Here is a 13099-nt window from a genome sequence, read left to right on the forward strand (position 1 = left end):
CCCACTTCGGCCCTTGATACCATAGCAAATGCGGCGTATCTCGACGCCTTGGCAACGAAAGGTCCCTGAGCGATGAAATTTCTCGATCTCGCGAAAGTCTATATCCGCTCGGGCGGCGGCGGTGCTGGATGTGTCTCCTTCCGGCGTGAAAAATACATTGAATTTGGCGGCCCCGATGGTGGCGATGGCGGCAAGGGCGGCTCTGTCTTCGTTGAGGCGGTTGAAGGGCTGAACACGCTGATCGACTTTCGTTATCAACAGCATTTCTTCGCCAAAACCGGGCAGCACGGTATGGGCAGCCAATGCACCGGCAAAGATGGCGATGATATCATTTTGAAGGTCCCCGTCGGGACCGAAATCATTGACGAGGATGAAGAAACCATTCTGGCAGACCTGACCGAGGTTGGGCAGAAAATTCTTCTGGCTAAGGGCGGCAATGGTGGCTGGGGCAACCTTCGGTTCAAATCCTCAACCAATCGGTCACCACAACGCGCCAACCCCGGCCAAGAAGGCGTAGAGCGGACGATCTGGCTTCGGTTGAAACTGATCGCGGATGCGGGGCTGTTGGGCCTTCCCAACGCAGGGAAATCGACGTTTTTATCCACCGTGTCCAACGCACGGCCGAAAATCGCAGATTACCCGTTCACCACGCTTGTACCAAACCTCGGCGTTGTCGGTATCGACAATAAGGAATTCGTGATGGCCGATATTCCGGGCCTGATCGAAGGGGCGTCTGAGGGGCGTGGCCTAGGGGATCAATTCCTGGGCCATGTGGAGCGGTGCTCTGTTTTGCTGCATCTGGTGGATGGCACATCCGAGACAGTGGCCGAAGATTGGCAAACCATCGTGACCGAACTGGAAGCTTACTCCGAGAAACTGTTCACCAAACCCCGCATTACGGTTTTGAACAAGATCGACGCCTTGGATGAAGAAACGCTGGAAGAACGGCTGGCCGAGCTACAGGCGGTGGCTGGCCCGGTTCAGGTCATGTCCTCGGTTGCGCAGCAGGGTGTGAAAGATGTTCTGCGTGAATTGTGGAGCAATATCCACCCCGACATCACCGATGCTGAGGATGCTGGACCTTGGACACCCTAACGCCTGCCCCGCTGCCCCGGATTGAAACCGCCAAGCGGCTGGTGATTAAAATTGGATCTGCCCTGCTGGTGGATGCCAACGGGTTGCGCGGCGACTGGCTGGAGGGGCTGACAGCTGATGTCAGTGCCCTGCGCGCGCGCGGCACGGATGTGGTTCTGGTGTCCTCTGGCTCTATCGCGCTGGGACGGCAGATGCTGAAACTTGCGCCGGGTGCCTTGGCACTGGAACAAAGCCAAGCCGCCGCTGCCACCGGTCAGATCCGTTTGGCACAGGCCTATAGCCAGGCGCTCAGCCCACATGGGGTGCAAACCGCGCAGGTCTTGATGACCCTGGATGACACGGCCAACCGCCGGCGCTATCTAAATTCCCGGGCAACATTGGAAACCCTGCTTAGCCTGGGCGTGGTGCCGATCGTGAATGAAAACGATACGGTCGCGACAGATGAAATCCGCTTTGGCGATAACGATCGGCTTGCCGCCTCCATTGCGGTCACCATTGGTGCGGATCAGCTTATTCTACTGTCGGATGTGGATGGCCTGTATACGGCCAATCCTAAGACCGACCCGAGCGCGCGGCATCTTCCGCGGATCGATCATATCTCGGCTGAGATTGAGGCAATGGCAGGTGATCCCGTTTCAGGCCTGTCCAAGGGCGGCATGAAAACCAAGATCTTGGCCGCGAAGGTCGCCGTTGCCGGTGGCTGCGCGATGGCCATTGCAGAAGGGTTTGGCCTGCGCCCGCTTCACGCCATTGAACAAGGTGCGCGCGCGTCATGGTTCTTGCCCGAAGGCGACCCACAGGCGGCACGCAAACGATGGATCGCAGCGATGAAACCCCAAGGTGAGATTATCGTCGATGCCGGCGCGGCCAAGGCCCTGCAATCTGGCAATTCTTTGCTGCCCGCAGGGGTGGTCAAGGTCGTGGGGCAATTTGGGCGCGGCGAACCGGTCACCGTCAGTGGCCCCGATCATATCGTGATCGCAAAGGGGCTTGTGCGCTATACTGCCGCCGAAGCGCGTGAAATTTCGGGCCATCAATCGCATGAAATCGAACAGATCCTTGGATATCCGGGCCGCGCGGCCTTGATTCACCGCGACGATATGACGGCATAACAGGCCCACGGTTCTGGATATTGGGGGCTGGTGTTAGATCCAGTCCCTGCTCCAAAAGCGGTGCATCATCAGCGCGCCTGCCACCGCAAGACCCGCCGCCAAGCCCAGCCACAGCCCAACCCCGCCCAGACCAAGCGGGAAAGCCAACACATAGCTGGCAGGTATCCCCACAATCCAATAGCTTGTGACCGCGTAGATCATTGGCACGCGTGTATCTTGCACACCACGCAGCAGCCCCAGCGCCATAACCTGCGCCGCATCAAACAGCTGGAACAGCGCCGCGACCATTAAGAATTTCACGCCAAGATCAATCAGCTCGGCCGCTTTGGGATCACGGCTATCCACGAATAAAGCCACCAATGGCGTGGGCATCGCAATGAAGGCCGTAACCGTGATTACACCGGCCAACAACGACAGCGCAATCGCGACGACCGCACCGCGGCGCAACCGCAGCAGATCCTTCGCGCCATGCGCCCGGCCCGCGCGCACAGTCGCCGCCTGTGACAATCCGGAATGCAGCATGAATACCATCGACGCCAGTTCCAGCGCGATACCATGCGCCGCCAGCTCAACCGCGCCGATCCACCCCATCATCAAAGCCGAAGCCTGAAACAACCCGCCCTCTGATACCGATGTCAGGCCAATAGGCAGGCCCATTTTTGCGACATCCACAAAGGCCTCTGGATCGGGGCGCCAAAAGTTTTGAAACAATGCGACATGACGCAGGCTGGGCCCATAGCCGGCATAAAGGCACAGCGCGACACAGGTCAGGATCTGCACAGACAACGATGCAACCGCCGCCCCTTGCAGCCCCATTTCAGGCGCGCCTAAATTGCCAAAGATCAAAACCCAGTTAAAACCAACATTCACCACAACCCCGGCCAATGTGACCCACAACACAACCTGCGTGCGTTCTTGGGCCGATAAATAGCCGCGCAAAACCGCCGTGATCAGCGCCGGAAACATCCCCCATCCCGCGACACGCAGATAGGTTTCGACCATGTGCGACAGCGCGTCCTCTTGGCCCAACAGCCGCAGGATCGGCCCTGAAAACCATAAGATTGGCATCACCGCAACGGAGTAGATCAGCGAAAGCCACAGCGCCATACGCGTATCGCGCCGTGCCTGGGTTTCATCGCCAGATCCAAGCGCGGTGGCCACCCGGCCAATCACCGCATAGGCAAAGCCAGAGCCAAAGATGAACAAAATGAAGAAGGTCGATGCCGCCAGAACCACTGCTGCCAGCTGTGGCACGCCATACCAACCCAGCATGATCGTATCGGTCACATGCAGACCCATCTGCGCCATATTGGAGCCGATCAACGGCAGCCCAAGCGCCAAAATCGCCCAGAAATGCTGGACGATCGTGGCGGGTGGTTGCGGCCCGGAACCGGGTGATGCGAAAGGGGCGGTATGCGTCATCGCGCGACGCTAACCGTTTGGTAAAAAAAGATCCAGACAGGTTATACGTCGTCAATCTTTTTGCGGCCCGTAACCATCGGGCGCACCAAATCCTCGCGCTTCCAAAATGCGTAGAATAAGATCGCAGCAACATGGGCGATCACCACAATCAGAATCAACGTCGCAACGGCTTCGTGGATATCCAATGCCGTGACAGAGGCCTCATACCCCACATATTGCGCCCAAGGACCGATATTGATGAAATCATCCGGGTCGGAGGTCAGCCCGGTCAGCACCTGCACCGATAACAGCAGCAGCATGATCAGAACCATCCACCCGCCTAATGGATTATGGCCATACCAATTCGAAGGCCTGCGCGCGAACATATGACTGACATAGCCCACCACCGCTGCCGGGCCCTGCAAAAATTGTGAGAAGCGCGCCGTTTTGGGTCCGACCAAACCCCAAATCCAGCGGAACACCAACAAACCGCCCACAATGTACCCGGCCCAGAAATGCAATGTCATGACATCAGGCCCCCATTGGCCCAATCCCCACGCGCTGCAGACGAACACGACCAGCGACCAATGAAAAATCCGCAGCAACGGGTCCCATAATCTGATGGTTTTAGCGGGCTTGGCGGTAGAATCCGTCATTGAAAGTCCTTTTGGGTAAATACCGTCTCGACACAATGCTATGGGTGGGTCCGCATGTCACTTGACATATTCTTGAGTGAATCGCTCAGCGATTGGGCTTACGCACCACGAAATCAATCAACGCAGCCGTACCGCAATGGCCCGTCCCTTCAGACAGGTCATGGTCGTAATCCGCCTGATGCAAGACCTGCCAACGCGGAAATGCGCTGCGCAAAAGCGGCAGATCATAAAGCTGCGAAACGTCCTTTGGTCCGCCGGACGTATAGCGCAGCTGGCGCCGGGCAAAACCGTGGATCAATGCCACGCCCCCGGGGCAAAGCGCACGCCCGATACCATCAAAAATGTCTTCACGAAATGCCACATCCGCAAATTGCGCAAAGCACAGCAAGACCACATCAAAACGTGCCTCCGGCCAATCCCAACCACGCAGGTCTGCATCAATCAACGTCACATCGACGCCGCGCGCGCGGGCCAGCTCTCGCGCCTTGGCGCGTGCATGTTTAGAAGGCTCCAGCGCAGTCACCTTGGCCCCCGATTGCGCCAGAAAGGTCGCATTGCGCCCCTCGCCCTCCGCCACCGTCAAAACCTTCGCCATTTCAGGGAGATGAACGACCTGCTTGCGTAGAAACTCTGCGGGCTCTGTGCCAAAAATATAGTCTTGCGTGGCGAAGCGATCGTCCCACATCCGGTGCTCTCCTTTGCGAATAGAAATCACATGGGCAGGCGGGCGTCGTTGGGCAAGCGTGGTTAACATCCCCTCACGCGAATGCGACCTTATTTTCATCACATGCCTAAAATTTAACCTAATGCGGAGCCGCTTCGCCTTTATAAATCAATCTTTTGGGGCGACCCCGTGAAACAAAGGCATTGTTTGGGGGCGGCACCCGCCATATCGGCACGAAATGCCCGCAATCCTGCGCGATGCGCTTTATCCACACGCAATCTGCTGTGCCATGTTGCCCCGGCACCCCAAGCTGCTGTATCTCTTGCACCCAATCCATCAAGAGAGACGAGCAGCATGTCCGACGATCTTCTGTCCACCACCCAGTCCGAATCCGATTATGACGCCTCGTCAATTGAGGTGCTTGAAGGGCTGGAACCGGTGCGCAAACGACCGGGCATGTATATTGGCGGCACGGATGAACGTGCCTTGCACCATATGGTTGCGGAAATCCTTGATAACTCTATGGATGAGGCCGTTGCAGGCCATGCCAGCCGGATCGAAGTCGAGCTGAACGCCGATTACTCTGTCACCATTCGTGACAACGGACGCGGCATCCCGATCGATGACCACCCGAAATTCCCCGGCAAATCCGCGCTGGAGGTGATTCTATGCACCTTGCATGCGGGTGGAAAATTCTCGGGTGATGCCTATGCAACATCGGGCGGGCTGCACGGGGTGGGCGCCTCTGTTGTCAACGCGCTGTCGGATCTGATGATCGTGCAGGTGGCAAAAAATAAAGAGCTATTTGAACAACGCTTTTCGCGCGGCGTTCCCGAAGGGCCGGTGCAAAAAATTGGCGCAGCCCCCAACCGTCGCGGCACGCAGGTCACGTTCCACGCGGATGAGCAGATCTTTGGCCATCACCGGTTTAAACCCGCCCGAATGATGAAAATGGTCCGTTCTAAGGCCTATCTGTTTTCAGGTGTTGAAATCCGCTGGAAATCCGCGATTGATGACGGCGAAACCCCGGTAGAGGCGGTCTTCCATTTCCCGGGCGGTTTGGCCGATTATCTGGTCGAAACCCTTGGCAAAGCAATGACCTACTCCGAGCGCCCCTTCGCCGGGAAAGTCGATTTTCGTGAAAAATTTCAGGTGCCGGGATCGGTGGAATGGGCCATCAACTGGACCCCGTCGCGTGACGGATTCATCCAATCCTATTGTAACACCGTTCCAACACCAGAGGGCGGCACCCATGAAAGCGGGTTCTGGGCAGCCATATTAAAGGGTATCCGAGCCTATGGCGAATTGTCCAACGTCAAGAAAGCGTCGAATATCACCCGTGATGACCTGATCACCGGCGGCTGTGCCCTGGTGTCATGTTTCATTCGGGAGCCAGAGTTCGTTGGCCAGACCAAAGATCGTTTGGCCACGGTTGAGGCACAGCGACTGGTCGAAAACGCCGTGCGCGATCATTTCGACAACTGGCTGGCATCTGACACGAAATCGGCCGGCGCGATTTTGGATTTCCTCATCTTGCGCGCGGATGAGCGGATGAAACGCCGGCAGGAAAAGGAAACCGCCCGAAAATCCGCCACCAAGAAGCTGCGCCTGCCGGGCAAGCTGACCGATTGCACCGCAAAGAACCGCGCCAATACTGAGCTGTTCATTGTGGAAGGGGATTCCGCAGGTGGCTCGGCCAAGGGTGCGCGGTTCCGCGAAACACAGGCGCTGTTGCCGCTAAAAGGCAAAATCTTGAACGTGCTTGGTGCGGCCTCATCGAAATTGGGGTCGAACCAAGAGATCAACGACCTGTGCGAGGCCCTGGGCGTTGGCCTTGGCACCCGTTTCAATGTCGAAGATCTGCGCTATGATAAGATCATCATCATGACCGATGCTGATGTGGACGGTGCACATATCGCATCGCTGTTGATGACATTTTTCTTCACGCAGATGCGCCCCCTGATCGATCAGGGGCATCTGTATCTGGCCTGTCCACCGCTATATCGCCTGACACAAGGGGCCAAGCGGATGTATGTCTCCGATGATATCGAGAAAGAGAAATGGCTGGCAAAGGGACTGGGCGGCAAAGGGAAAATCGATGTGCAGCGGTTCAAAGGGCTTGGCGAAATGGATGCTAAAGACCTGAAAGAAACCACGATGGACCCCAAAACCCGCAAGCTGATCCGCGTGACAATTCATGATGACACCCCCGGCGAAACCGGCGATCTGGTGGAGCGCCTGATGGGAAAGAAGCCCGAACTGCGCTTTCAATATATTACAGAAAACGCGCAATTCGTTGAAGAGCTGGACGTATAAACACCCTTGTGGCTGATGGAATCGTGCGACAGAGCACAGAAGCCTGAGCACCCCTGCCTGTGTCGCGCCATCGCACATGATGTTAGACGCGGCAAAGGTTTCTCCGTCCTCCACAGTCCGGAAAGGTGACTATGTTCGCGTCGCTTCCCCCAAATATTCCGCAAGCTATGCGGTTGTTTTCCTCCGCAATCTGCGCGCTGGCTTTGGCGCAATGGTTTGGGTTTCACAACCCATACTGGGCGGTGATGCCTGTGTGGGTCGTTAGCCAGCCTGTGCGCGAAGATATGGCCTTGCGCGCCGTGCTGCGGGTGCTGGGAACCCTGGCGGGGGCCGCGATTGGTCTGGCTGCCCTGACATGGCTCCACAGCCCCGCGTTGATCGCGCTCGCGGTCGGCCTGACCGTGGCAATTGGTGTTGGGGCTGCCTATAGGATTGGCACGACCTACAGCTACGGCTTCTTGATGATGGCAATCTCGGTTGGGGTGATCGTCATGCCCTCGGTCGGGCTCGGGGCGGATGGGTTCATTATGGCGGTAGAGCGTCTGTGGTGCACATTGATCGGCGTTGTGGCCGTCACGGCGATCAGCTGGATCTTCACGCCTGCGCGCCGCGCACCCGTGCCGCCACGACCACAGCCGCATTCACCGCGACAAATGGTTTTGCGCGCCTGCGCCGCCGGTGGCCTGTCGGCCATTGTCACATTTTTGACCGGATGGACATTGGAATTTGCAATGATGACGGCCGCGCTATCGATTGTGGTCTTTTCCTCAATTCTTGGCCAGATGCATGATCCGCGCCCCGTTGTGCGCATGCTTTTGCCCGGCGTGGCACTGGGCATTGCTGCAGCCATCACCTACCGGGCTTTGGCGCAATCAATGGGCGGCGATCCCACGGCCCTATTTGCTATGGCGGTTGCCTTTATCGCAGCGGGTGCTTTACTGCGTGCCCATCCCAAGACAGCTGCAATTGGGTTAGATGCCAATATGTGTTTCCTGCTTGGGGCAGAGATTGGTGCAGCCGGTCATCCCCTGCTTTTAACAACAATCGGTGCCACGACGCTGCTGATCGGCACGGCAACCGCTGCAGCCGTCATGCATCAATTGGCTTCCTTACCCGAACGCGCCGCCTGAGACACGCACAGCCCCTTGCAGCGGCCTGCACCAGGGCCTAGATTTAGAACAAAGGACGAGGAGATCCCCATGGCAATGGAAGCCAGCGACATCGAAGCCCTGATCCGCGCAGAATTCCCCGATGCGCAGATTTCTATCATCGACACAGCGGGTGACGGAAACCACTGGGCCGGTGAAGTGATCGACGAAGCCTTTCGTGGTAAAAACCGGGTGCAGCAACAGCGCATGGTCTATGCCGCGCTAAAAGGCGCAATGGACGGGCCGAACGCGCCACTTCATGCACTGGCGCTGACAACAAAGGTGCCGGACTGACACCGAATGGCCCATGGGCTGCGGGGCCTGCCTTGGGCCGCGCGACATTGACATCGTGCCATGGCTGTGGCCGTGGCCTTGTGATCACCGACCGAACCGGTCGCATTTCAGACGCATCGGCCCCATATCGGGGTCGTCACCGTTTTTCATATATGGGCTTCGCGACACACGCGAAGGCAACAAAGGACCAGCACAATGAGCGCGAAGGAAACCATCCAGAAAGACATCACCGAGAATGCCGTGGTGTTGTTCATGAAGGGAACCAAAGAGATGCCGCAATGCGGTTTCTCCAGCCGCGTGGCGGGCGTTTTGAACTTCATGGGCGTCGAATATAAAGATGTGAACGTTCTGGCCGATCAGGAAATCCGCCAGACCATCAAGGATTTCTCGGACTGGCCGACCATTCCGCAGCTTTATGTCAAAGGCGAATTCGTCGGCGGCTGCGACATCATCACCGAGATGACTTTGTCTGGTGAGCTGGATCAGCTGTTCACCGATCAAGGCGTTGTCTATGACAAAGAAAAAGCCGAGCAGATCCGCGCTGCAAACGCATGATCTGCCCGGGTCTTAGACGGCCCAACGGTTACAAAGATTGGCCCCGTCGTTCTGCGATGGGGCTTTTCTCTGCGCCCGCCCCCACCAATGTGCGCACCGCAAGGTAGCTGGCCGCCGCCATAACAAAGGCGGTGAACAGGCACAGTGGCAGCCCCCCAAACGCAAAGCTGACACCCGACAGCGCGGTGCCAATCAGCCGCCCCGCCGCATTGGCCATGTAGTAAAATCCGACATTTTGCGTCACGCGCTCGGCGGAAGAATATTCCAATATCAGCCAGCTATGCAGCGATGAATTGACCGCAAAGACAAAACCAAAGCCCAGAAGGCCGATCACCAATGCAATGGTCAACCACGGCGCGGGATGTGGGGACAACAGCGCCAGCCCGGCCAAGGCCAAGGGGATCAATGCCAGCCCCCCGACCCAACGCGCCGCTGCGCGTGCGGGCGCGTGCACCTCGCGGCGCAAGATTCTGGGTGCATTCGCCTGCACGGCACCATAGGCAATGATCCATGCCGCCATAAAGCCCCCGACAAGGAAAAAGGCGCGTCTTGCGCCCTCTGGCGTGCCATCTGACAGCACATGGTGGAAATAGATCGGAATGCCGACCACAAACCAGACATCGCGCGCGCCAAACAGGAACATCCGCGCCAGAGACAAACGGTTGATCCGCGCATCTTTTGACCAGACCGAAGAAAATTTCACCCCTTTGATCCCGCCCGGCAGCCCCGGCGGCATGAACAAGATGATCGCGATCAATATGACCGCCATAACCGCCGCCATCAGCCAGACGGTCGGCACGAACCCCATCACGCCCAGCCCCGCCGCGCCGAGAAAGAACCCCAGCCCTTTGACCGCGTTCTTTGAGCCGGTCAACACCGCAACCCAACGAAACAATGTCCCCTCACCCGAAGGGGCCAACAGTTTTACGGCAGATTTAGATGACATCTTAGACAGGTCCTTGGCCACACCAGACAGGCCCTGCACCCCCATCACAAAGATGACGGAAGCCACAACGGACCATGCCGGATTCAGCTGACTTAGCGCGACAAGCGCCACGATCTGCACGCCCAACCCGGCATAGAGCGTTGCAACAAGCCCGAACCGCGCTGCCAACCATCCTGCGGATAGGTTGGTGACAATCCCCGCCAGCTCATACAACAAAAACAACCATGCCAAGGAGATTGGCGAAAATCCAAGCCCGTTGAAATGCAGCAAGACCAGCATCCGCAAGGCACCGTCTGACAGCATGAAGGCCCAATAGGCCGCAGTCACCGCGCCATAGGCGCGCAATCCGTTTTGATCGCTCATAACCCGTCAGCCACCAATTTTGCCACATCCGCCAAACGGCAGGCATAGCCCCATTCATTATCATACCACGCATAGATCTTGGCCTGCGTGCCATTGACCACCATTGTCGATGGCGCATCAATCACCGAAGAACGCGGGTCGTTGACATAATCACAAGACACAAGCGGGCGGGTTTCATAGCCCAGAATGCCGCGCAAATCCCCTTCCGCCGCCGCTTGGAAATAACTGTTCAGCTCTTGCACCGTTGTTTCGCGCTCCAGCTCGAACACACAATCGGTCAGCGAAGCGTTCAGCAACGGCACCCGCACCGCATGGCCATTCAGTCGGCCCTTCAACTGCGGGAAAATTGCGGTGATCGCGGTTGCCGAGCCTGTCGTGGTTGGGATCAGATTCATCAACGCAGAGCGGGCCCGACGTGCATCTTTGGCTGGAATATCCACAATTGTCTGGGTGTTGGTCACATCATGGATCGTGGTCATTGACCCGTGTTTAATGCCGATATTTTCCTGCACCACTTTCACCACTGGTGCGAGGCAATTGGTCGTGCAGCTTGCTGCCGTCAGCAAATTCTGGCTGCCATCATACAGGTCATGATTGACGCCATAGACGATGTTCAGCGCGCCGGCCTCTTTCACCGGGGCCGATACAACGACCTTTTTCACACCTGCCGCATAGTAGGGTGCAGTTTTGGCAACGGTTTTAAATACGCCCGTGCAATCGATCACCAAATCCACATTCAATTGCGCCAGCGGCAGGTCTTCAATCCGTTTCATCTGCGTAAAACGCATCAGCGCGCCACCGATGCTCAGACAGTCCTGTTGTGCCTCGATTGGCACCGGCCAACGGCCATGCACCGAGTCGAATTCCAGCAGCAAAGCGTTTTGCGCAATATCGCCATTGGGTTCATTCAAAAGAACAACTTGATCGCCGCGCCCCGCGTCTACCAACGCACGAAGCACCAATTTTCCCATACGTCCCAGACCATTGATCGCAATGCGTGCCATTCAAACCATCCCCATGTAAGTTTGCCCCCTGCGGTACGTCAGCAATGTAACAACCGGGTAACATCACCCGTAGAGATGCACGACAACCGCGCTTCGATCATCTTTTTTGTCGCCGTCTTGCGCATCAAAAAAGCCCCCAACACCGTCACATGGTATCAGGGGCTGTTGGTATATGCCGCAGGCACGCCGGGGCGTGTTAACGCTTTAGCGCGCCAAATTTCGCTTTGATCTTGGCCCAAAGACCACGGCCATAATCACCCGCCGCATCCGCGCGGTCTTCCACATCATCCCAGGCCTCACCGACATCTTCCAACACCGGATCGATCGAGCGTTCCTTGAACTGCCGCCACATGGCGCGGATCAGCAGCACAATCAGCAATAGCAGCACAAGAATGACGATATTCGCCCAGGGGATGATCGTCGCCTCTGGCCCAGATACGACCTTCACACCGACTGCATTTGGGAAAATCGTAAGCCATTCATTGCGCCAGCCGTAATGTGTCACTGACACCCAGATCGGATCCGCCTTGGGTGAAACAAGCGATGCTGCCTCTGCTTGCAGGTTGGAGCTGTCCAGCTTGAAATAGGGCGGCCAGCCCCAGCCGGTATCTTCATTGCGATACACCATCGGCTTGCCATTAGGTAGCTGCGTCTGAATGAAGAACACATCACGATTGCTAAGCTGTGAAGTGCCCACATCGGGCGACGCCCAGAAGATCGAGTTTTCACCAAAATCAATCCGGCGGTTTTCCGTGCCGACAATGCGCACAATATCATGCTGTGGCAATGTGTAATGGAAAAAGGCAAATAGGAACAGCGCCAGCACAACCCCAACGCCCCATTTTACATATGTCATTGAAGCCTCATGCGTAATTCATCAAATAGATCACCGCCGCGACCGCTGTGATCGGCACAATAAAAACCAGCAACACCAGCTTGGCGCGCAGGCTTTTCTTATAGTCTTGCAAACGCGCCTCGACAAACTCATCGCGTGACATCGTGGTGCCAGCGCCTTGTGCCGACTGTTGTGCCTGCTGGTCCGCCCAGTCATTTTCATATCGTTCGCGCGCCAGTGACCGCAGATAAATGGACATCAGCACATACAACGCGCTTAACACGAACAGCCCCAAGGCCCCGTTGCGGAAAAAGCCGATCATGGCATAGTACCCGATGCTGCTGCGGCCGGTTTAGGCATTTTTCGCACGCGCGCGCACCACCAGCCGGATCAAGACAGCGCTGACCGCAACCGGCACCAGTGTCAACACATAAGCGGAAGCAAATGTCTGCCGTCCGGGATAGCCGTTGGAACACATCGCCTGTGCATCCAACAAATCCAGAAAGAACAGCGGCCCGCAGACCGTGCCTGTTGCGTAATAGCTGGGCACCAGCATTCCAACCGGGATCAGCGCGATCAGCTTGGCCCAGGGAAACCGTGACAAAAAACCGCCCACGGCCACGCAGATAATCAGGCCGAAAATCATAAAGGGTGTCATCGTCTCAGGTTCCTTTTGGTCGTGTGCTCTGGACGAACTATGCCCGCCCAAA

At 57.1% G+C, this 13099-nt stretch carries 14 protein-coding genes; 6 read left to right on the plus strand and 8 right to left on the minus strand.

Going from position 1 to position 13099, the window contains the following annotated elements; translation table 11 throughout:
• The first annotated feature begins 72 nt into the window (after window positions 1-72).
• Both obgE and proB read left to right on the plus strand, forming a co-directional pair.
• Window positions 73-1095, plus strand: a complete 1023-nt coding sequence (obgE, locus tag BFP70_RS16935; protein ID WP_066012816.1) for a GTPase ObgE — start codon at window positions 73-75, stop codon at window positions 1093-1095.
• Window positions 1083-2207, plus strand: a complete 1125-nt coding sequence (proB, locus tag BFP70_RS16940) for a glutamate 5-kinase (protein ID WP_066012817.1) — start codon at window positions 1083-1085, stop codon at window positions 2205-2207. Before obgE ends, proB begins: the two co-directional genes overlap by 13 nt.
• Before the next feature lie 33 nt (window positions 2208-2240).
• Here proB and BFP70_RS16945 read toward each other — a convergent pair whose 3' ends face one another.
• The 3 genes from BFP70_RS16945 to BFP70_RS16955 all read right to left on the minus strand — a co-directional run bounded on the left by BFP70_RS16945 (window position 2241) and on the right by BFP70_RS16955 (window position 5018).
• Window positions 2241-3629 (minus strand): MATE family efflux transporter, encoded by a 1389-nt coding sequence (locus BFP70_RS16945; protein ID WP_083217580.1) that lies wholly within the window; start codon window positions 3627-3629, stop codon window positions 2241-2243.
• 41 nt (window positions 3630-3670) lie between these two features.
• A complete protein-coding gene (locus BFP70_RS16950; RefSeq protein ID WP_066012818.1) occupies window positions 3671-4264 on the minus strand; it encodes a cytochrome b/b6 domain-containing protein in 594 nt (197 codons plus the stop codon).
• An 85-nt stretch (window positions 4265-4349) separates the two neighbouring features.
• Window positions 4350-5018, minus strand: coding sequence for a bifunctional 2-polyprenyl-6-hydroxyphenol methylase/3-demethylubiquinol 3-O-methyltransferase UbiG (locus tag BFP70_RS16955; RefSeq protein ID WP_255356758.1), 669 nt, complete (start codon window positions 5016-5018; stop codon window positions 4350-4352).
• A 264-nt stretch (window positions 5019-5282) separates the two neighbouring features.
• Here BFP70_RS16955 and parE point away from each other — a divergent pair, with 264 nt between their 5' ends.
• The 4 genes from parE to grxD all read left to right on the plus strand — a co-directional run bounded on the left by parE (window position 5283) and on the right by grxD (window position 9241).
• Window positions 5283-7244: a DNA topoisomerase IV subunit B gene (gene parE, locus BFP70_RS16965; RefSeq protein WP_066012821.1), complete on the plus strand. Its 1962-nt coding sequence runs from the start codon at window positions 5283-5285 to the stop codon at window positions 7242-7244.
• Window positions 7245-7411: 167 nt separating this feature from the next.
• Window positions 7412-8374 carry an FUSC family protein gene (locus BFP70_RS16970; protein WP_176715593.1) on the plus strand — a complete coding sequence of 321 codons (963 nt, stop codon included), beginning with the start codon at window positions 7412-7414 and terminating at the stop codon, window positions 8372-8374.
• A 69-nt stretch (window positions 8375-8443) separates the two neighbouring features.
• Window positions 8444-8686 carry a BolA/IbaG family iron-sulfur metabolism protein gene (locus BFP70_RS16975; protein WP_066012823.1) on the plus strand — a complete coding sequence of 81 codons (243 nt, stop codon included), beginning with the start codon at window positions 8444-8446 and terminating at the stop codon, window positions 8684-8686.
• A 195-nt stretch (window positions 8687-8881) separates the two neighbouring features.
• The gene (grxD, locus tag BFP70_RS16980; RefSeq protein WP_066012824.1) at window positions 8882-9241 is read left to right on the plus strand and encodes a Grx4 family monothiol glutaredoxin; all 360 of its coding nucleotides are present in this window, start codon (window positions 8882-8884) and stop codon (window positions 9239-9241) included.
• Window positions 9242-9269: 28 nt separating this feature from the next.
• On the opposite strand, the gene arsJ is transcribed toward grxD, so the two are convergent.
• The 5 genes from arsJ to BFP70_RS17005 all read right to left on the minus strand — a co-directional run bounded on the left by arsJ (window position 9270) and on the right by BFP70_RS17005 (window position 13047).
• Window positions 9270-10550 (minus strand): organoarsenical effux MFS transporter ArsJ, encoded by a 1281-nt coding sequence (gene arsJ, locus BFP70_RS16985; RefSeq protein ID WP_066012825.1) that lies wholly within the window; start codon window positions 10548-10550, stop codon window positions 9270-9272.
• Window positions 10547-11554, minus strand: a complete 1008-nt coding sequence (locus BFP70_RS16990; protein WP_066012826.1) for an ArsJ-associated glyceraldehyde-3-phosphate dehydrogenase — start codon at window positions 11552-11554, stop codon at window positions 10547-10549. The genes arsJ and BFP70_RS16990 overlap by 4 nt, the downstream gene beginning before the upstream one ends.
• A gap of 196 nt (window positions 11555-11750) precedes the next feature.
• Window positions 11751-12410 carry a DUF1523 family protein gene (locus tag BFP70_RS16995; protein WP_066012827.1) on the minus strand — a complete coding sequence of 220 codons (660 nt, stop codon included), beginning with the start codon at window positions 12408-12410 and terminating at the stop codon, window positions 11751-11753.
• Window positions 12411-12417: 7 nt separating this feature from the next.
• Window positions 12418-12711 (minus strand): hypothetical protein, encoded by a 294-nt coding sequence (locus tag BFP70_RS17000; RefSeq protein ID WP_066012828.1) that lies wholly within the window; start codon window positions 12709-12711, stop codon window positions 12418-12420.
• 30 nt (window positions 12712-12741) lie between these two features.
• Complete coding sequence (locus tag BFP70_RS17005; RefSeq protein WP_066012829.1) at window positions 12742-13047, minus strand: hypothetical protein; 306 nt, start codon at window positions 13045-13047, stop codon at window positions 12742-12744.
• Window positions 13048-13099 lie beyond the last annotated feature (52 nt).

Origin of the sequence: Thioclava sp. SK-1, assembly GCF_001705665.1 — a bacterium.
In the GTDB taxonomy this organism is placed as follows: Bacteria; Pseudomonadota; Alphaproteobacteria; order Rhodobacterales; family Rhodobacteraceae; genus Thioclava.